The 19,835-nt window shown below is 73.5% G+C and carries 16 protein-coding genes and 1 tRNA gene; 12 read left to right on the forward strand and 5 right to left on the reverse strand.

All coding sequences use genetic code 11. From position 1 onward, the window contains the following. On the forward strand, nucleotides 1-854 hold an 854-nt coding region (locus KV557_RS39550), incomplete at its 5' end, for a pseudouridine synthase (protein ID WP_218206802.1). Between the two features lie 226 nt (nucleotides 855-1,080). Further along, on the forward strand, nucleotides 1,081-2,064 hold the full coding sequence (locus tag KV557_RS39555; protein WP_218206804.1) for a helix-turn-helix domain-containing protein: 984 nt from the start codon (nucleotides 1,081-1,083) through the stop codon (nucleotides 2,062-2,064). 21 nt (nucleotides 2,065-2,085) lie between these two features. Here the strand turns inward: KV557_RS39555 and KV557_RS39560 are convergent, their stop codons facing one another. From KV557_RS39560 to KV557_RS39570, 3 genes are all read right to left on the reverse strand, one after another. Beyond that, entirely contained in the window at nucleotides 2,086-2,448 is a 363-nt protein-coding gene (locus KV557_RS39560; RefSeq protein ID WP_218206805.1) for a DUF952 domain-containing protein, read from the reverse strand. Between the two features lie 67 nt (nucleotides 2,449-2,515). Beyond that, on the reverse strand, nucleotides 2,516-4,120 hold the full coding sequence (locus KV557_RS39565; protein ID WP_218206807.1) for a mucoidy inhibitor MuiA family protein: 1,605 nt from the start codon (nucleotides 4,118-4,120) through the stop codon (nucleotides 2,516-2,518). 3 nt (nucleotides 4,121-4,123) lie between these two features. Further along, the gene (locus tag KV557_RS39570; protein ID WP_218206810.1) at nucleotides 4,124-6,442 is read right to left on the reverse strand and encodes a DUF4139 domain-containing protein; all 2,319 of its coding nucleotides are present in this window, start codon (nucleotides 6,440-6,442) and stop codon (nucleotides 4,124-4,126) included. A 323-nt stretch (nucleotides 6,443-6,765) separates the two neighbouring features. Between KV557_RS39570 and KV557_RS39575 the strand changes: the two genes are divergently transcribed. The 4 genes from KV557_RS39575 to der all read left to right on the forward strand — a co-directional run bounded on the left by KV557_RS39575 (nucleotide 6,766) and on the right by der (nucleotide 11,466). Then, nucleotides 6,766-7,851: a prephenate dehydrogenase gene (locus KV557_RS39575; protein ID WP_218206812.1), complete on the forward strand. Its 1,086-nt coding sequence runs from the start codon at nucleotides 6,766-6,768 to the stop codon at nucleotides 7,849-7,851. A 95-nt stretch (nucleotides 7,852-7,946) separates the two neighbouring features. Then, complete coding sequence (locus tag KV557_RS39580; protein ID WP_305149048.1) at nucleotides 7,947-8,990, forward strand: DUF4419 domain-containing protein; 1,044 nt, start codon at nucleotides 7,947-7,949, stop codon at nucleotides 8,988-8,990. 132 nt (nucleotides 8,991-9,122) lie between these two features. Then, on the forward strand, nucleotides 9,123-9,836 hold the full coding sequence (cmk, locus tag KV557_RS39585) for a (d)CMP kinase (RefSeq protein ID WP_218206815.1): 714 nt from the start codon (nucleotides 9,123-9,125) through the stop codon (nucleotides 9,834-9,836). 175 nt (nucleotides 9,837-10,011) lie between these two features. Continuing rightward, entirely contained in the window at nucleotides 10,012-11,466 is a 1,455-nt protein-coding gene (der, locus tag KV557_RS39590; RefSeq protein ID WP_218206816.1) for a ribosome biogenesis GTPase Der, read from the forward strand. An 80-nt stretch (nucleotides 11,467-11,546) separates the two neighbouring features. Here the strand turns inward: der and KV557_RS39595 are convergent, their stop codons facing one another. Together KV557_RS39595 and KV557_RS39600 are read right to left on the reverse strand one after the other, a co-directional pair. After that, a complete protein-coding gene (locus KV557_RS39595; protein WP_218206827.1) occupies nucleotides 11,547-12,227 on the reverse strand; it encodes a hypothetical protein in 681 nt (226 codons plus the stop codon). A 107-nt stretch (nucleotides 12,228-12,334) separates the two neighbouring features. Next, the gene (locus KV557_RS39600; protein ID WP_218206817.1) at nucleotides 12,335-13,267 is read right to left on the reverse strand and encodes a hypothetical protein; all 933 of its coding nucleotides are present in this window, start codon (nucleotides 13,265-13,267) and stop codon (nucleotides 12,335-12,337) included. Nucleotides 13,268-13,849: 582 nt separating this feature from the next. On the opposite strand from KV557_RS39600, the gene KV557_RS39605 reads away from it, so the two are divergent. From KV557_RS39605 to KV557_RS39630, 6 genes are all read left to right on the forward strand, one after another. Further along, entirely contained in the window at nucleotides 13,850-14,635 is a 786-nt protein-coding gene (locus tag KV557_RS39605) for a LysM peptidoglycan-binding domain-containing protein (protein ID WP_218206818.1), read from the forward strand. 214 nt (nucleotides 14,636-14,849) lie between these two features. After that, complete coding sequence (locus tag KV557_RS39610) at nucleotides 14,850-15,542, forward strand: alpha-ketoglutarate-dependent dioxygenase AlkB family protein (protein ID WP_374106728.1); 693 nt, start codon at nucleotides 14,850-14,852, stop codon at nucleotides 15,540-15,542. A 205-nt stretch (nucleotides 15,543-15,747) separates the two neighbouring features. Continuing rightward, nucleotides 15,748-16,608, forward strand: a complete 861-nt coding sequence (locus tag KV557_RS39615; RefSeq protein ID WP_218206821.1) for an acyl-CoA thioesterase — start codon at nucleotides 15,748-15,750, stop codon at nucleotides 16,606-16,608. Nucleotides 16,609-16,838: 230 nt separating this feature from the next. After that, nucleotides 16,839-17,636: a DUF1684 domain-containing protein gene (locus KV557_RS39620; protein ID WP_218206824.1), complete on the forward strand. Its 798-nt coding sequence runs from the start codon at nucleotides 16,839-16,841 to the stop codon at nucleotides 17,634-17,636. Nucleotides 17,637-17,896: 260 nt separating this feature from the next. Continuing rightward, nucleotides 17,897-19,093, forward strand: a complete 1,197-nt coding sequence (locus KV557_RS39625) for an MFS transporter (protein WP_256178654.1) — start codon at nucleotides 17,897-17,899, stop codon at nucleotides 19,091-19,093. Nucleotides 19,094-19,229: 136 nt separating this feature from the next. After that, a tRNA-Pro gene (locus KV557_RS39630) sits at nucleotides 19,230-19,303 on the forward strand. Nucleotides 19,304-19,835: the final 532 nt, after the last annotated feature.

Below are 19,835 nucleotides of genomic sequence, written 5' to 3' on the forward strand. Positions count from 1 at the left end.
CGGCGGGGGTCGCCCGGGGCGCCCCGCGCCGCCAGCCGCAGCGCTCGCGCGAACTCCAGGCCAAGATCGAGGACGCCGTCCTCGCCCGGCACGACAAGCCGGCCGTCAAGCTGCCCAAGACCTTCGGCGAGCCCGAGGGCGAGCGCCTGCAGAAGGTGCTGGCCCGGGCCGGCATCGGCAGCCGCCGCGCCTGCGAGGAGCTGATCGAGCAGGGCCGGGTCGAGGTCAACGGCAAGCGCGTCACCGAGCAGGGCAAGCGGGTCGACCCGCAGAACGACGAGATCAAGGTGGACGGCCTGACCGTCGCCACCCAGTCGTACCTGTTCTTCGCGCTCAACAAGCCGGCCGGCGTGGTCTCCACCATGGAGGACCCGGACGGCCGCCAGTGCCTCGGCGACTACGTGACCAACCGGGAGACCCGGCTGTTCCACGTCGGCCGCCTGGACACCGAGACCGAGGGCATCATCCTGCTCACCAACCACGGCGAGCTGGCCCACCGCCTCACCCACCCCCGGTACGGCGTGACCAAGACCTACCTGGCCGCCATCCAGGGCCCGATCCCGCGCGACCTGGGCAAGCAGCTGGCCCAGGGCATCGAGCTGGAGGACGGCTACGCCCGCGCCGACAGCTTCAAGGTCATCTCCAACGTCGGCAAGAACTACCTGGTCGAGGTGACCCTGCACGAGGGCCGCAAGCACATCGTCCGCCGGATGCTGGCCGAGGCCGGCTTCCCGGTCGAGAAGCTGGTGCGCACCCACTTCGGCCCGATCGCGCTGGGCGACCAGAAGTCGGGCTGGCTGCGCCGGCTCACCAACCCCGAGGTCGGGCAGCTGATGCGCGAGGTCGGTCTGTAACCGACGGTTCGCGGAGAGCTCTCCGGAGGGTCCCCCGCCCGTGGTGGCGGGGGACCCTCCGTCGTGTTCCCGGGCTCCGACTGTGAGCCGGGACGCAACCCCTGGTCACGGCCTTGTCAGCGTCATGATCCGTGGCAGAGGATGGCCACCGGACCACCACCCCGCCTAGTGGCGGGACTGCGCCAGCACGCGTGCCGGTGGGGGGCGAAAAGGGGGAGACGGCGTCGTGTCCGATGCACCACTCAGCGCACTGGGACTGGCCGAGCCGGACGGGCAGGTCTACGCCGCGCTGGTGGCCAATCCACAGTCCACCGCGGAGGACCTGGCCGAGAGCTGCGGCCTGACCCTCCAGCAGAGCGTGCGCGCGCTCGACCGGCTCGCCCAGCAGGGCATGGCGACCCGCGCGCCGGTGGACCGGCAGCGCTACCTGCCGGTCGCCCCCGACGTCGCCATCGGCACCCTGATCGGCCACCGCGAGTCCGAACTGCGGCACGCGCGGGCCGAGATGCACCGGCTGATGGACGCCTTCCGAGAGGCCTCGCGGTACACCGACCCGGCGCACTCGGTGGAGGTGCTGACCGGCGGCGAGGCAATCGCGCAGCGGCTGGAGCACATCACCGAAACCAGTCAGTACCAGGTCCGCGGCTTCGACTGCCCGCCGTACATCCAGGACCCGGTGGCGCCGATCCCGTTGCAGCGGGACCGGCTGCGGGGGGGCCTGCGGCTCCGGACCATCTACGACCGGGAGGCGGTGGCCTGGCCCGGGCGGCTGGAGAAGAACATCCTGGTCGGTGTCGCGGACGGCGAGGAGGCGCGGGTCCGGCCGACGCTGCCGATGAAGATGATCATCTCGGACGACCGGATGGCGATCATCCCGATCAGCGTCGGCGACAGCGTCCTCGACGCCGCGTACGTCATCCACCCCTCGGCGCTGCTGCAGGCGCTGGACACGCTGTTCGAGGCGGAGTGGGAACGGGCCGTCCAGCTCCAGGCCGCGATCGGGGCCGCCGACGCGGCGCGGGAGCCGGAGGCCGACCACCGCAAGCTGCTGGGCCTGCTGGCGGCCGGCCTCACCGACGAGTCGATCGCCCGCTCGCTCGGCTGGAGCGCCCGGACCACCCAGCGCCGGCTGCAGAGCCTGATGCGGGCGCTGGGGGCCACCACGCGGTTCCAGGCCGGGATGGCGGCCCGGGAGCGGGGGTGGCTGTGAGCGGGCTGAGCCTCGGGGTGGTCAGCTCCAGGGGGTGAGGGTGGACCAGCGGCCGTCCGGGCCCCGTTCGACCTTCTCCAGCCCGACGACGGCGGAGCGGTTCAGCCGCCCGTAGATGTGCGGGAACAGGACGCCGGGGGTGGCCCCGGGCGGCGGTGCGCCGTGCGGGGCCTCCCACTTGACCATCGGCTCCACCAGCGCTTCGTCGATCAGCAGCACCATCAGCGGATCGCGGGCGTCGGCGAAGAAGGTGTTGGCCACCGCGAGCGCCGTCTGCTCGTCCGCCGAGCAGTGGATGAACCCGTCGGTGAGCAGCGACGCGGCGGCGTACGGGCGGCCGGGGTCGGCCAGCCAGTCGTCCAGGGGGGCGAGGTGGAGGATCATGTTCCTGTTGTACCCGTTCTGGCTCTGATCCGGCTCTGAGCGGCCGTCACGGAAGAGGGTGTCAGGGTCAGAGCCCGGCCACCTTGGCGGACGCGGAGATCTCGTACACCAGCGTGACCGTCCGGCGGGCGCCGGGACCGAGCGGCACGTCCCAGCGGACGATGCCCTCGGCGTCGAAGGCGTCCGGCCCGGGGGAGCACCCCTCCTTGCGCAGCCGCACCTCCACCGCCGACACCTCGGAGACCGGCACCCGCTCGCGCACCACGACGACCTGCTCGTCCCGCTCCTCCGGGCCGGAGAACCGGGACAGGTGCAGGCGGACCGTCCGGGTGGTCGTCTGGCGGCCGGTGAGCCCGGCGGTGGCCTGCCGCTCCTCGGTCTCGCGGACCACCCGGTAGCCGTCCGAGCTGCCGAACGCCAGCTCGGCGTCGGCGCCGGTGGCGGTGAAGCGCAGCTCACCCCGGCCGGTGAAGCCGCTGCCGCGGACCAGCTCGACCGGCCCGGCCAGCAGCGGGTGCCCGGCCGCGTTGCGGAACCGGACCACCTGGGTGACCAGCGGGGACAGCTCCGGCGCGCAGGCGTACTCGCTGCTCGCCGGCACGGTGAAGCCGCCGAGCGGCACCCGGTGCGCCCGGCCGTCGGAGGGCACGGTGGCCGGGGCGGGCGCGGGCAGCACCCGGACCTCGCCGCCGTCGTCCACCCCCGGCACCGCGGCGGCCGGGCCGAGCGTGCTGATCGCCTCCTCGCGCAGCTCGACCTCGACGGTGCGGCGCTCCTCGGTGGTGCGGTCGCGCAGCATCAGGACGTCCTCGGCGACCGCGGGCGGGTCGGTGGCGAGGGCGGAGCGGGCGGTGGAGAAGGTGAGCCGGGCGCCGGTCCAGTCCTCGCCGGTGCGCTGCCAGACCACCGCCTCGGACTCCAGCCGCAGGCCGGCCCCGTCCGCGGAGCCGTCCAGGATGGCGCGGTAGGACGGGCGCCAGAGCGCGCACGGCACCAGGTGGGTGACCGTCAGCCCGGTCGGACCCGCCGCGGCCGCCTCGACGGTGAGGTCGAGGTGGGCGACCAGCTCGGCCGGCTCCTCCTCGGCCTCGTCGAGGGCGGTCAGCACCTGCGAGCGCTCCTCCTCCAGGCGGCGCAGCTGGGAGCGCGTGGCGCGCAGCTCCTCGCCGTGGCGCTCGCGCTCGGCGTCCACCCGGTCCAGCTCGCGGGCCCAGCGGGCGCGTTCGACCTCGCCGACGCCGGCGCCCTCGCCGACCTCGCGCAGCAGGTCGGCGGAGAGCTGGGCGAGCAGCGCCAGCCGGGCCTCCAGGCGGGCCCGGGTCTGGTCGGTGAGGCGGGTCCGGACCTCCAGCTCGTGCAGCCGGTGGCGCAGCTCGGAGTCGTCCGGGCCGGGCGGCAGCGGGGCGCGCGGGGTCCAGGTGCGGACCAACCGGGCGTCCAGGACGCGGGTGCCGGGGGCGGTGGTCTCGGCGCGCAGGGTGCGGTCGACGGCGAGCGCGGTGATCGGGCCGAGGCGCAGGCGCTGGATGCCGGCGGTGAGTTCGACGGTCGCCGTGCGCTCGACCTGGCTGCGGTCCTCCAGGCAGGTGACGGCGGCGACGGGGAGGGGGATTCCCCGGAGAGGGTTCCCCGGGAGGGGGTTTTCCGGGAGGGGAGTGGTGGCTCCGGTCATGGCTCAGTTCCTCCGGGTTCCGCCGACAATGGCCTTTCCGGCCGGGATCTTGATCTGGTAGCCGCCGTCCAGCTCGGCGCGTCCGCCCGGCGGCAGTTCGACCCGCCAGAGCCGGGTGCTGGGCGGACACTCCGGCGAGGGGACCGTCGGGGCGTGCCAGTCGGCCCGCTCCTCGATCCGGATCTCGGCGTCGGAGGTGACCGGTACGCGCTCGCGGACCTCCACGGTGACGGCGCGGCCGAGCCGGTTCGCCAGCTCGATGTGCACGCGGTGGTCGAGCACGGTGCTGTTGTTGAGCACGCTCAGCTTGCCCGCGGTGGACTCGTGCAGCTCGGTGCGGCGCGCCACCTCGATGCTCTCGGTGACGCCGATGCCCAGGCGCCGCATGCCGCCCGGCGCGAGGGTGGGCAGGGCGGCGGTGAGCAGGAACTCGTCGTCCACGGTGACCTCGACCGGGCCGGCCAGGACGGCGCGGTCGGTGCGGTTGGCGAGCACCAGCGTCGCGTACACCTTCTCCTCGACGGCGGGGACGGTGACGTACTCCGGGCGGACGGAGACCGGGATCTCGTCCACCGTGACCGTGTGCCAGGTGCCGTCGGACGGGATGTCGGCGGGGGCGGTGGCGTCGAAGCGGTGGTCGAAGGAGCCGGCCGAGACGCGGGGCGGGACGGCGTGGTGGGGGAGGCTGAGGTGGCGCACGCGCTCGCCGCCGGCGCCGCCCGGGGCCACGCTCCCGAACTCGTCGCGGGTGATCCGGGCGTCGAGCGGGTGGAGGGTGCCTCGGCGGGCGGCGGGTTCGTCGGGGCCGGCGAGGACGAGGTCGGGGTAGTCGAGCAGGGTGGCGTCGGGGGCGAATCCGGTGCTGCCGGCTGAGGTGGTGCCGTAGCCGGCTTCGGGGGCGGCCTGGCGGCGCCGGCTTGCGCTGGAGCGGCGGGCGCGTCGCATTTCGTCCTGCGGCTGGGCCTGCGGGGCTTGCGGGACCGGGGCGGGGACGGCTCCGGGGGCGCCGGGCGCGGCGCCGTAGCCGGCGATGCCGGGGGCGGGCGGGGGCAGGGGTGCGGGGAGCGGGAACTCGCCGTCGGCGGCGTCGGTGGCGTCCAGGGTGCCGCCGCGGGGAGCGTAGGCGGCGAACGGTGAGACGGCCTGCGGGGCGGCGGGGCCGGCGGGTGCCCCGCCGGGGCGGGGGCCGGTGGGGCGGGCGCCGCCGTAGCCGCTGATCCGGGGGGCGCTCGGGAACGGGGCGCTCGGGGGCGGCGCTGGGGCCGGGGCCGCCGCCGACACGGCGAGCGGACGGGGGCGGGGCGCGGGCTTCCCGGGGAGGCTGTCGGCCGCGTCGTAGCCGGTGAACAGGTCGGACAGGCCGGCCGGGGGCTCGCGCCAGCCGGACGGCGGCGGGGCGGGCTGGCTGCGGCCGATCCGCAGCGACCGCAGCTTCGGCAGGTCGGTGCGGCGGTCGAGGTCGGCGGTGGAGAGGGCGAGGCGGACGCTCGTCCAGTCCTCGCCGGTCTGCTGGGCGACGGAGGCGCGCAGGACGAGCCGGCCGGTGTCGGCGCCCTGCCGGTAGGACAGGCGGTAGGCGGGCACCCAGCGGGCGGCGGCGACGCCGTACTCCAGCTCCAGGTCGAGGTGGGTGGGGGCGGCGCCGTCCGGCTCGGTGTCGCTCCGTGGGGCGGTGCTTCGTGTGGCGGTGGTGAGGGTGAGGAGGACGGTCGTGGCGGTCTCCACGGGGTGGCTCGGTCCCGCGGTGGAGGAGCGCCGGAGCCGGTCGGCGAGCAACTCGGTCTCGTGCTGGGCGCGTTCGATCTCCCGGGTGAGTTCCTCGGCACGCTGCTGGAGCCCGGCCAGCCGCTCGTCGACGAAGTCGGCCAGCTCCAGCCAGGCGTCGGCGGGCGTGCGGCGGAGCGGTTCGTCGCGCTTCCTCTGCGGCGGCACGGCGCGCAGGCCGGTCGTCTCGGAGATGGCGGTGAGGAGCAGTCGGTGGCGCTCGCGCAGGGCGCTCTCGCGCTCCCTTGCCTCGTCCAACTCGCGCCGGAGCTCCGGGAGTTCGTCGGTCTCGCGGATCTCGGCGAGCTGCTCCACGCGGGCCTCGGTCACGGCGGTGCCGGCCGGTCCGCCGAGCACCCGGGCGCGCAGCGAGCGGCCGTCCAGCGACGGCGGTAGCCCGGTCAGCCGCAGCCGGCCGCCGGGCGGGACGGGCACGGAGGCCCGCCTGCGGCAGACCGCGCCCTCCGCGTAGACCACGACGGAGTCGAGGACCGACGGGTGGGCCGGTACGGCCGGTGGTTTCGGCTGCCCGGTTCCGCTGCTGTGCTGATCGTCCATGCGCAACCCCTTCGTTCGCGTCCTGCCGCCCGTGCCGTCATCTGTGCTGTCACTGGGCCGCCGTCCGGGCTGACCTCGGGCGGCCAGTCTGCCGCGCCCCGGCGTGGACGTCTTCGGATTTCGCCCGCTTTGCCTCCGCGCGGCGTGTGCACTGTGTGGGACGGAGGTGGGGCCTTGGTGGTTGCCGAGCCGGTGGGCGGTGGCCGTGTCGGTGGAGGGCGGGCGGTGGCCGCGTCGGTGGGGCGGATGCGAGAGGATGGGGCGAGCATGTCCCGGCCCGGCCGCGAGCCGCCGGCCAGTCCCGTGAAGGAGAGCGACCCGCCATGCGCACTGCCGCCGTCGTCGGCACCGGACTGATCGGCACCTCCGCCGCGCTCGCCCTGACCGGCCGCGGGCTGACCGTCCACCTGGAGGACGCCGACCCGGACGCCGCCCGCACGGCCGCCTCGCTCGGCGCGGGCACCACCGAACCGGCCGACGGCCCCGTGGACCTGGCGATCATCGCCGTCCCGCCGGCCCTCGTCGGCAAGGTGCTCGCCGACTGCCAGCGCCGCAACCTGGCCCGCTGGTACACCGACGTCGCCAGCGTCAAGGCCGGACCGCGCACCGAGATCACCGCGCTCGGCTGCGACACCGTCCACTACATCGGCAGCCACCCGATGGCCGGCCGCGAGCGCTCCGGCCCGCTGGCCGCCCGCGCCGACCTGTTCGAGGGCCGCCCCTGGGTGCTCACTCCCACCGCCGACACCGACACCGAGACGCTCAACGCCGCGCTGGAGCTGGTCGCGCTGTGCGGGGCGATGCCGATCGTCATGGACGCCGCCGCGCACGACCAGGCGGTGGCGCTGGTGTCGCACGCCCCGCAGCTGGTGTCCTCGCTGGTCGCGGCGAGGCTGGAGCACGCGGACGAGACGGCGATAAGGCTCTCCGGGCAGGGTGTCCGCGACGTCACCCGGATCGCCGCCTCCAACCCCGGCATGTGGGTCGACATCCTCTCCGCCAACGCGGGCGCGGTCGCCGACATCCTGGAGGAGGTCGCCACCGACCTGAGTGAGACCGTCACCGCGCTGCGCGCCCTCGAAGCCGCCGAGGAGGGCGAGCGCCGGGCCGGCGCGGCCGGTATCGAGGCCGTCATGCGGCGCGGGAACACCGGGCAGGCCCGGATCCCCGGCAAGCACGGCGCGCCGCCCACCCGGTACGAGACGGTGGCGGTCGTGCTCGGCGACCAGCCAGGCGAGCTGGGCCGGCTGTTCGGCGAGGTCGGCGCGGCCGGGGTCAACATCGAGGACGTCGTCATCGAGCACTCGACCGGCCAGCAGGTCGGCTTCGTCCAGCTGTCCGTCGCGCCCGGGGCGGTGAAGCCGCTGACGGCGGCGCTGCGGGCGAGTGGGTGGAGCGTTCGGGACTGAGTGTCGGTTCGGGGACCGTTGCTGTGGGTGGGGGGATCGGGATGATTGTCGATATACCGCTCGGGGATGAGCAAAAGCCCGGCGATGTGGGGGAGTTGGACGTTGTCGGGAACGACGCGTTCCTGGCCGCCGTGGTGGGTGGGGAGTTTCGCCTCCACCATCGGAGTGCGGCTTCGCTGCTTGCAGCGCCTGGGGAGCGGCGGCGGGAGGGGGAGGCGGAGCCGACCTGGAGCCTGCTGCTGCGGGCCGTCCACCAGGCGTTCTGCGGACACCTGCCGCTGAGCCTGTCGCCGGACGTGCTCTGGTACGCGGTGGTGCACGAGGTGGCTGTCCATGTGCGGCTGAATGCGGATCTGTACGCGGGGGTGTTCGGGGGGACGCCGGGGGAGCGCCAGACGATCGAGGTTCGGGACGACAGCCTGCTCGGTCCGGAGCCGGACTGGGCGCGGTCGATCCGGCTGGTGCGGGAGCCGCTGGCGGAGGCGGTCGGGGCGGAGCTGGTGGAGCTGTTCCAGCCTTCCTTCTCGACGACCACGCCGGACGATGTGTCCTCGGCGCTGGTGGCGCTCATGGACGTGGTCAGCCCGTACTACGACTTCCTGTGGATCTCGCTGTGCGGGATTCCGCGCGTCCGGCTGGAGGGGACGGCGGACGACTGGGCGCTGCTGGCGGCGCGGGTGGAGGAGCTGGCGGGGTGGTTCGAGCCGCTCGGGCCCTGGTTCGCGGAGCTGCGGCCGGTGCTGCGCACGGTGGCGCGGACGGCGGCGGGCTGGCCGGTGGACGAGGAGTTCTGGCGCTCGCTGTACAAGTGGGAGTCGACGTCCGGCGGGGACTATGTCTCCGGCTGGATCACGGCGTTCTTCGCGCACACGCAGTCGCCGTCGGGGCCCGTGGCGCGTACGGACTTCCGCTGGCGGGAGCGGCACACGCGCTTCACGGAGAACGCCTTCCCGGCGCACGTCTCGAAGGTGCCGTTCGACTGGCAGCGGCTGGACGGGATGTTCAAGATGGCCTTCGTGGGTGGGGTGCTCGGCATCGAGCGGGACGGCGAGTACGTGCGGCCGAGGCTGGGGAACGCGGTCGTCGAGATCCTGCGGGCGGCGCCGGACCCGGCTCTGGACCCGGCTCCGGGGGCCTGAGGCGGGTGGGGGCGGGGGCCTGGGGCGGACGGGGTCGGGGTGTGGCGGCGGTCCATTAACCTTGAGGGAGACAATCCCCGGTCGTGTGCCTGCTCAGGCTCCGGGTTCCGTGTTTAGAGAGAGGTTCGCCCCGTGGATACTGCCGACCGAGCGCACGCCCCGGTCGTCGTCGCCATCGACGGACCCTCCGGCTCCGGCAAGTCGACCGTGTCGCGGGCCGTCGCCGCCCGGTTGGGGCTGAGCTTTCTGGACACCGGCGCCATGTACCGGGCGATGACCTGGTGGATGCTCGCCAACGACGTGGACGTCGACGACGCGGAGGCGGTGGCCGTCGCGTGCGGCAAGCCGGTGATCGTGTCGGGGACGGACGCCGACGGCCCCACCATCACGGTGGACGGGCAGGACGTCTCCGGGCCGATCCGCGGTCCCGAGGTGACGGCGCAGGTCAGTGCCGTGGCCGCGGTGCCGGCGGTGCGGGCCCGGCTGGTCGAGCTGCAGCGCGGCTGCGCCGAGGTCGCCGAGCGCGGCATCGTCGCGGAGGGCCGGGACATGGGGAGCGTGGTGTTCCCGGATGCCACGGTCAAGATCTTCCTGACCGCCTCCGAGGCGGCCCGGGCCGAGCGCCGGGCGGCCGAGCTGCGGGCCAAGGGCGTCGACGAGGCGACCATCACCGCGATGGCCGCCGACCTCGCCCGCCGGGACGCCGCCGACTCCTCCCGGGCGACGGCGCCGCTGACCCAGGCCGCCGACGCGGTCCTGGTGGACACCAGCGAGCTCACCCTGGAGCAGGTGATCGACCGGATCGTCGCGCTGGTGGAGGAGCGGGCCGGGCTGTCGGCGGTGTGATGACGGCAGTGTGATCGCGATGACCGACGGTGTGCCTGTCACGCCGGGCTGGTGATCTTATGAGCTGCGGTGCCACCGAGGCGCCGCAGGAGCAGTACTCGCGCTGCCCCGAGCGGGGCAGGTACGCACGGCGCGCCCCTGGGAAGGGCCGGGCCGGGAAACGGAACAGACGAACATGACCGCAGAGCACTCCGCCACCGGCCCCGGTGAGCTGGACGCCGCCGACTACGCCGAGTTCATGGCGCTCGCCGCCGAAGAGGGCTTCGACTTCGACGACATGGACGGCATCGACGGTGCCGCGCACGTCCGGCTGCCGGTGCTGGCCGTCGTCGGCCGCCCGAACGTCGGCAAGTCGACTCTGGTGAACCGCATCATCGGCCGCCGCGAGGCCGTCGTCGAGGACAAGCCGGGCGTCACCCGCGACCGCGTCACGTACGAGGCCAGCTGGAACGGCCGTCGCTTCAAGGTCGTCGACACCGGCGGCTGGGAGATCGACGTCCTCGGCATCGACGCGATGGTGGCCGCCCAGGCCGAGCTGGGCATCGAGCAGGCCGACGCGGTGCTGTTCGTCGTGGACGCCAAGGTCGGCGCCACCGACACCGACGAGGCCCTGATCAAGATCATCCGGCGGGCCGGCAAGCCGACCGTGCTGTGCGCCAACAAGGTCGACGGCCCGTCCACCGAGGCCGAAGCCGCCTACCTGTGGTCGCTCGGCCTCGGCGAGCCGTACCCCGTCTCCGCCCTGCACGGCCGCGGCTCGGGCGACCTGCTCGACGCCGTCATGGACGCCCTGCCGGAGGCCCCGCCGCAGACCTTCGGCGACGCCGCCCCCGGCGGCCCGCGCCGGATCGCGCTGATCGGCCGCCCGAACGTCGGCAAGTCCAGCCTGCTGAACAAGGTCGCCGGCGAGGAGCGGGTGGTCGTCAACGAGCTGGCCGGCACCACCCGTGACCCGGTCGACGAGATGATCGAACTCGGCGGCAAGACCTGGAAGTTCGTCGACACCGCCGGTATCCGCCGCCGGGTCCACCTGACCGCCGGCGCCGACTTCTACGCCTCGCTGCGCACCTCCTCCGCGCTGGAGAAGGCCGAGGTCGCGGTCGTCCTGATCGACGCCAGCGAGACCCTGGCCGAGCAGGACACCCGGATCATCTCGATGGCCGTCGAGGCCGGGCGCGCCGTCGTCATCGCCTACAACAAGTGGGACCAGCTGGACGAGGAGCGCCGCTACTACCTGGAGCGCGAGATCGAGCGCGACCTCGTCCAGGTGCAGTGGGCCCCCCGGGTCAACGTCTCGGCGAAGACCGGCCGGCACATGGAGAAGCTCGTCCCGGCGATCGAGACCGCGCTGGAGGGCTGGGAGACCCGCATCCCGACCGCCCGCCTGAACGCCTTCCTCGGCGAGCTGGTGGCCGCCCACCCGCACCCGATCCGCGGTGGCAAGCAGCCGCGCGTCCTGTTCGGCACCCAGGCGGGCACCCGTCCGCCGCGGTTCGTGCTGTTCGCCTCGGGCTTCCTGGAGGCCGGGTACCGGCGCTTCATCGAGCGCCGGCTGCGCGAGGAGTTCGGCTTCGTGGGGACGCCGATCTCGATCTCGGTGCGGGTGCGGGAGAAGCGCAAGAAGAAGTAGTAGTAGGACGTGCGTGAGGGCCCTGTCGCTTTGGCGGCGGGGCCCTCGGTCGTTTGCGGGCGCTTCGGTTTGCGGGCGGTTCAGTGGTGGTCGCCGTTGCGGCCCGGGGGGAGGGACAGCATCTGGCGGTGGCGCCCGCCGGGGGCGGTGCCCATCACCGGGGCGGGGGCCGGGGGCGGCGCGGGCATCGGGTGCGGGATCGGGCCGAGGTAGCCGGCGGCCACCCAGCCCTGGCCGTTGGCGAACTGGGGAGCGGGCGGGGCGTGTTGGGCGCTCTGGGAGTTCTGGTGGCCGCTGTGGGGGTGGTGGGTGGCGGTGCTGTTGTGGGCGGAGGTGCTGTGGTGCGTGGCCTGGCCGTAGCTGGTCGGGTCGGCGGGCTGGGGCTGGGGGTGCGGTGGGGACGGGTGCGTCTGGTGGGCCTGCGGGGTCTGGTGGGCCTGCTGGGGTGGTACGAACTGCGGCAGGCCGGGCGTCTGCCCCCCGTACGTGTGGAAGGCCTGCTGCTGCGGCGGGTACGAGCGGGGGTCGGGGAACACCGGGTAGCCGTCGCGGATCGCGAATCCGGTGAACTTCAGGTCCTCCTCGCCCGAGCGGTCGCCCGGCAGGGCGCGGAACAGCCGCCGGTACTCGGAGTACAGCTCGTCGTAGATCGGCGTCGTCGAGTGCGGGTGCTCCGCGTCGTACGACGGGCGCATGCCCGGGATCGAGCGGGGGACGGTGGCGGACCGGCCGGGGGATGCGGAGACGTCGTAGCTGTACACATAGGGGGCAACGAGCGAGCGGCCCCGGGGATGCGGGGTGCCGGGGCCCGGCCGGAAGGTGGCCTATGCCGATCGGAGGCCTGCCTTCCGGCCGTCGGGCCGCCGGATCAGGTGCCGGCGAGCGGGAGGGAGGCCGCGACCACCTGGCCCAGCGCCACCGCGCGCTCCAGCGCCTGGCGGAGCAGGTCCTCGCGGGGCTGGCGGCCGACCATGCCGGCCGGGACGGCGTACATGGTCACCTCGGAGAGCTGGCTCGCTGCCATCCGCCAGGCGTCGGTGACCTGGAGCGGCTGGTGCGCCTGCCACCAGCCGGTGCTGCCGCCGGCCGCCGCGGGCTGCAGGATCGCGTGCAGCTTGCCCATCGCGACCAGGACCGACCACCCGGCCAGCTGGCCCGGCGTCTCGTTGAGGTCGGCGACGGGCTGGAAACCGGCGTCCTGGAGCAGGTCGAGGAACTCGTCATCGCCCGAGGTGTTGCCCGGGCGGCCGACCGGGCCGGTCGGCTCGACCACGAGGGACGCGTGCCCGACCTTGCCGTGCAGGACCAGCCCGCAGGTGATGCCGAGGACGGCGGCCTGGCCCGGGGCGATGGGCCGGCCGGCGGCGCCGGCGGGGTCGGTCAAGGTGGGGGACGGCAGGCCGGGGGCTGCCGGGCTGGGGGTCGTCAGATTGGGGGGCGTCAGGTTCGCGGCCGTCAGGCCGGGGGTCGCCAGGGCGGAGGCTTCTGCGGCCGGGGTGGCGGGGAAGGCCGGGGCGTCGGTCCGGGACTGGCTGATGCTGCGGACCGCGCCGACCAGTTGCTCCTCGGACACCGGCACCACCTGGGACGGGATGCAGCGGGCGTGCGCGAAGGCGAGGACCGCGGTCTCGTCGCCGACGAACAGCACGGTGCTGGTGGGGTCCGCGTGCGTGTCGCCGGGGGTGCGGCAGGACGTGCACTCGTAGCTGTCGGGTGCGCGGTCGCCGCCGAGGAGGCGGTCGGCCTCATCGTCGCCGATCTCGGACCGGACCTCGTCGCTGACATCGAGCATGCGCGGCACAGGGGCTCCTCGGGTGGGTGTGGGTGCGGATACGGGGAGGTCGCCATAACCAACGGACCCCTGTGTCAGGCGTCACGGGTGCGCGTCGAGGCTGACGGGAATTGCCCCGGATCCGACCGCGCCGCGTGTTCTCGTGGTCGCAATGTGTCGATGTCGAGGGCAGGCCTGCCGGAATGAAACCGTGAGGTGAGTCACGGCGCCCGGATGTTTGATCTTGGAATTGGCGACTAAATCGGACAATTCGGGCGCGATTGTGCGGTCGTTACCGCTGGTAACCCTTGCGTGAGCTGGGCAGACCGCTGGAGTTTTGGTTCCCCCGCCGGCCGGCTCGTAGCTTCTTGGACGGCGCAACGAGCGCCACCCGGGTTCACCCCCGACGCACAGCCCGCCGGTTCGCACCGGCTACGGCACGTGCCCGCCGACGCGATCGCTCGAACAGGTCGCCGGCGAGCGGCTGGGTGGCCGGGGCGGCAGCGGCACGTCCGACACGTGCTCGGCCGCCCGAAGGACGCGGCAAGCGAAACGCGGCCCTCTCCAGGGCCTGGTTCCGCATGCCCGCCCGGGGCTGTCGAGAGGAACCTCATGACCTTCCGTAACGAGACCGCCGCTGCCACCACCTCCACCGCCACCAAGCGCAACCGCGTCCGGATGGCTGTCGTGGCGGGCGCCGCTGTCGCGGCCCTGCCGGTGGCCGGCCTCGTCACGGCCACCTCGGCCTCCGCCGCCCCCGTCTCCACCTGGGACGCCGTCGCCCAGTGCGAGAGCGGCGGCAACTGGGCCATCAACACCGGCAACGGCTTCTACGGCGGGCTGCAGTTCACCTCCAGCACCTGGGCCGCCTACGGTGGCACCGCCTACGCCGCGCAGGCCAACCAGGCCACCAAGGGGCAGCAGATCGCCGTCGCCGAGAAGGTCCTCGCCTCGCAGGGCGCGGGCGCCTGGCCTGTCTGCTCCGTCAAGGCCGGCCTGACCAAGGGCGGCGCCCCGGCCGCCGTTGACACCTCGGCGGGTTCGGGCTCGGCCGCGGCCAAGCCGGCCGCTCCGGCTGCGAAGCCTGCTGCTCCGGCGGCCAAGCCCGCGGCTCCGGTCGCGAAGCCGGCTGCTCCGGCCGCCAAGCCGGCGCAGGCTCCGAAGGCTGACGCTGCGCCGAAGAACGACGTCGCCAAGTCCGGTGAGGGCGCGCAGTCCTGGACCGGTTCGAACGGCGCCAAGCCGGCCAAGGGCAGCTACACCGTCAAGTCCGGTGACACGCTGAGCGCGATCGCTGCCGCGCAGGGCCTCGACTGGCACGGCCTGTACAAGAACAACGCCAAGGTCGTCGGTGGCAACCCGGACCTGATCTTCCCGGGCCAGACCCTGAGCATCTGAGGTCTGAGCACCTGAGGGCTGCTCTTCTGGCCGGTACGGCCGCTTCTCCGCTGTGCGGGGGAGCGGCCGTCGGCGTGTCCGGCGTGTCCGGCCTGCGCGCGGGAGCTGGGGCTGATCGGTGGGGCTCCGGATCCCGGGTGAGGCGGATCCCGGGTGAGGCGGATTCCGGGTGGCTCGGGCCCTGGATTCGATGGTGCGGGAGGATGGTGGCGTGATCCAGGGTGAGCTGTTCGGTGACCCGTCGGGGGCCTCCGCCGCGCGCGAGCGCTCCGAACCCGCGCCCGGCGCCGTCCTCCTCCCCGGCTGGCTGGACGCCGACGCCCAACTGCGCCTCGTCGCCGCCTGCCGCGAGTGGGCCCGCCCGCCCGCCGGGATGCACACCGTCCGGATGCCGACCGGCGGGATGATGTCCGTTCGCATGGTGAGCCTGGGCTGGAACTGGTTTCCCTACGGGTACAGGCGCCTGGCTGACGACGGGACCCCCGTCAAACCGTTCCCGGCGGAGCTCGGCCGCCTTGCCCGTCGCGCCGTGTCGGACGCGTACGGGGAGCGTGTCGCGGGGGTCGCGGGCGCCGCGGCGTACGAGCCGGACATCGCGATCGTCAACCACTACCCGCACGGCGCCAAGATGGGCCTCCACCAGGACCGCGACGAGCGGACGGACGCGCCGGTCGTCTCGCTCTCGCTCGGCGACACCTGCGTCTTCCGGCTCGGGAACACCGAGACCCGCACCCGTCCGTGGACCGACCTGGAGCTGCGCAGCGGCGACCTGCTGGTGTTCGGCGGCCCGGCCCGGTTCGCGTACCACGGCGTGGTGCGGACGCTGGCCGGGACGGCGGACCCGGCGCTGGGGCTGGTGGGGCGGCTCAACATCACCGTGCGGCAGTCGGGGCTGGTGGGGGAGTAGCTCGGGACGGGGGCGGGTGTCCGGCTCGGGTCTGGAGCTGGCGTTCGGGCACTCGTTCGAGTGAATCGGGGGCTCGACCCCGCTGTGCGGGAATTCCCCGGGTCGCTGGAGAATTCGAGTGGGCTGGAGAATTCGATAGAACGGGCGCCGGCAGCCGGACGGAAGACCTCCGCCCGGGCCGCGGGCCCGGAGAGGAAGCGCACCCATGGGTACCCCCGTCGACGACCTCGTCGATCTGCTCGACCTTGAGCAGATCGAGCTGAACATCTTCCGCGGCCGCAGTCCGGAGGAAGCGCTGCAGCGGACGTTCGGCGGCCAGGTCGCCGGGCAGGCGCTGGTCGCGGCGGGGCGCACGGTGGACGGCGACCGCCCCGTCCACTCGCTGCACGCCTACTTCCTGCGCCCCGGGGTGCCCGGCTTGCCGATCGTCTACCAGGTCGACCGGATCCGCGACGGCCGCTCCTTCACCACCAGACGGGTGCTCGCCATCCAGGGCGGCCGGTCGATCTTCGCCCTCACCGCCGACTTCCACGTCCCCGAGGAGGGCGGCATCGAGCACCAGTACCCGATGCCGCAGGTCCCCGCCCCCGAGGAGCTGCCCAGCGCACTGGAGGAGGTCGGATCCCGGCTCGGCGAGCTCCCCCCGTTCATCAGCCGCCGCCAGCCGTTCGACATCCGCTACGTCGACCGGCTGCGCTGGACGAAGGAGGAGCTGGCCGGCGTCGAGGCGCGCAGCGGCGTCTGGCTGCGTACCAACGGCCCCCTGCCCGACAACCCACTGATCCACGTATGCGCCCTCACCTATGCGAGCGACATGACGCTGTTGGACGCCGTCCGCGCCCCCGTCGAGCCGCTCTGGGGCACCCGGCACTTCGACATGGCCTCGCTGGACCACGCGATGTGGTTCCACCAGCCGTTCCGGACCGACGAATGGCTGCTCTACCAGCAGGAGTCCCCGATAGCCCACGGCGCGCGCGGGCTTGCGCGCGGGCAGATCTTCGACCGGAACGGGCAGCTGGTGGTGTCGGTGGTGCAGGAGGGTCTGTTCCGGCCGCTGAAGGGCTGAGGTTGTGTGCTGTTGCCGCCGTGTTGCGGTTGCGGTGCGGGTCGGCGTCGGCGGGAATGATCCGGCCGGGTGGCCGGTGTTGTGGTGGTCGACGGCATGTCGACCGGCGTGTTGGCTGATATGTCGACCGAGATGGTGATGGGCATGTCGACGGAGATGGTGACGGACATGTCGACGGAGATGAGGCGGCCCGGGCGACGGGTCGCGGACCGGAGTGGGAGGGTCTGCCGATGACGGCGACGGCCGCGGAGGACTGGAAGCACTGGAGCGACAACCGGGCGGCGTCGGTGAGCGCGCCGCACGGCCAGCTCGCACTCACCGGCACGCACTGGCTGGAGCCCGAGCCCGTCGAGATCCCCGGCCTGCCCGGGCGCTGGTGGGCCGACGCCGACGCCGAGGGCGTCCGGGTCCGTGCGGCGGCGGCCGACGGCATCACCGTCCGCGGCGCCGCCGGCCCCGTCGACGGCGAGGTCCTGCTGCGCCCCGACACCGACCCGGCGGCCGACACCGCCGCCCTCGGCGACCTGCGGCTCGTCCCGATCGAGCGCGAGGGCGAGCTGGCCCTGCGGGTCTTCGACCCGGCCGCGCCCCGCCGGGCCTCCTTCGCCGGCATCTCCGCCTACCCCTACTCGCCGGAGTGGGCCGTCCCCGCCGTCTTCACCCCGTTCGAGGAGGACGACGACCGGTCCGTCGTCGTCCCGAACGCGGACGGCAAGGAGCGACCGCTGGCCGTCACCGGGCAGATCGAGTTCACCGTGGCCGGCGAGCACCGCACAATGACGGTCAGCCGCGCCGGCAACCGCCTCAGCGGGGTCATCGCCGACGCGACAAGCGGGATCGACACCTACCGCTTCCGCTTCATCACCCTCCCCGCGCCGGACGCGGACGGCCACACCGTGCTCGACCTCAACCGGGCCTACCTGCCGCCGTGCGCCTTCGCGGACCACTTCATCTGCCCGTTCCCGCCGCCCGGGAACCGGCTGGACTTCGCGGTGGAGGCGGGGGAGAAGCAGGTCCTGACCCGGTAGGTGGCCTGTTCTGCTGCTTGTCCGGGCCCCGGTGGCGACTGTGCGGGCGGCGGGGCGGAGCATAGGGGGCTGTGTCGACCGATCATCATCCTTCCGAGGCAGACGCCCCGTCGCCCGCCGAGCCCGCTTCGTCGTCCACTGGGCCGGTTTCGTCGCCTGCCGAGCCTGCTCCGTCGTCCGCCAGGCCCGGTTCGTCGTCCGCTGAGCCTGCTCCGTCGTCCGCTCCCTGGTGCCGGCGGGCCCTCGCCGACCTCAGTCCCCTGCGCGACAACCCCGACTACCGCCGCGTCTGGTCCGGCCAGGCCGTCTCCTCCATAGGCCAGCAGATGACGGCCGTCGCCGTCTCCGTCCAGGTCTACGACCTCACCGGGTCCGCCTTCGCGACCGGCCTGGTCGGCCTCTTCTCGCTCGTCCCGCTCGTCGCCCTCGGCCTCTACGGCGGGGTGATCGCCGACCGCGTCGACCGGCGCAAGCTCGGCCTGATCGGCTCCGCCGGCCTGGCCACCGTCTCCGCCCTCCTCGCCGTCCAGGCCCTGGCCGGCCTCGGCCAGGTCGCCGTCCTCTACGCCGCCGTCGCCCTCCAGGCCGGCTTCTTCGCGCTCAGCTCGCCCGCCCGCTCCGCGATGATCCCGCGCCTCGTCCCCGCCCACCAGCTCCCGGCGGCCAACGCCCTGGCCACTGTCAGCATGAACCTCGGCCTCACCGTCGGCCCCATGCTCGGCGGCCTCCTCATCGGCGCCTACGGAGCCCAGGCGGCCTACCTGGTCGACACCGTCGCGTTCACCGGCACCCTCTACGCCATGTGGCGCCTGCCCGCCATGCGCCCGCTCGGCGAGGGCAAGAGCCGCGCCTCCGTCCTCGACGGCCTCCGCTTCCTCCGCGAACAGCCCAACCTGCGCACCAGCTTCCTCGCCGACCTCGCCGCGATGATCTTCGGCCTGCCGCGCGCCCTCTTCCCCGCCATCGCGGTCACCTTCTACGGCGGCGACGCCCGCACCGTCGGCCTCCTGGTCTCCGCCCCCGCCGTCGGCGCCCTCGTCGGCGCCCTCTTCTCCGGCTGGGTCGGCCGCATCCACCGCCAGGGCGCCGTCATCCTCGCGGCCGTCGCCGCCTGGGGCCTCGCCATCGCCGCCTTCGGCCTCGTCCGCAACCTCTGGCTCGGCCTCCTCCTGCTCGCCCTCGCCGGCTGCGCCGACACCGTCAGCATGATCTTCCGCAGCACGATGATGCAGGTCGCCGCCCCCGACGAGATGCGCGGACGCCTCCAGGGGATCTTCATGGTGGTCGTCGTCGGCGGCCCCCGCCTCGGCGACTTCGAATCCGGCACCGTCGCCTCCCTCACCAGCCCCGCCACCTCCGTGATCACCGGCGGACTCGCCTGCATCGCCGCCGTCCTCCTCCTCGCCGCCCGCCGCCCCGCCTTCCTCGCCTACGACGCCCGCCACCCCACCCCCTGACCCACCCCCTCGAAACCTTGCAGCGAGCACCCCTCCACGTGCTGTATTGTTTTCCACGTCGCCGGGACAACCGGAGACAAGGTCGAGAAGTCGAACAGCAGAGCCCCCCAGGCCCCGCTGCCCGGCACCGAGACCACGGGACGTGGCGCAGCTTGGTAGCGCACTTGACTGGGGGTCAAGGGGTCGCAGGTTCAAATCCTGTCGTCCCGACTGGAGTTCAACTCCATTGTCGCAGGTCAGAGGCCGTTTTCTCCTTCGTGAGGAAGCGGCCTTCGGCGTTCTCCGGGGCCTGCCTCTCACATCCGTCTCACGATTTCACGGTCCTTCGCCGAGGCCTGATGCTGCTCGGCGCTGTGCACTGGTGACCGTATGTGTGCATCCTTCCTGTATGCCCGATATGGCTATCGCCAAAATGGGATTGATGGTTGCCCATTGTGATCGCCGATTCTGGCTAAGACGTTTGCACTTGACACTTCATTCCGTCGATCAAGTGCGCGCCGACAGACCCGCTTCTGAAGTCAGGCGGCCAGCTGCCCACCTCGGCTGGCATCGGGCTCGATAGCTGGTCGCCGCCCACGGCGACTGCCCCGGTGGGCGGCGGCGGCTTCGGCGGCGCTAGGGCACGTATTCGGTCGTGATCAATCTGCGCGATTCACCCTCGCGGCGGGTCCTGATCCGGTAGACCGTGTTACGTGACGCGAGCGCAATTGACGGATGCGGAGTGGGTGTTGATCGAGCCGTA

This window comes from Kitasatospora aureofaciens (assembly GCF_019192735.1).
Taxonomy (GTDB): domain Bacteria; phylum Actinomycetota; class Actinomycetes; order Streptomycetales; family Streptomycetaceae; genus Kitasatospora; species Kitasatospora aureofaciens_A.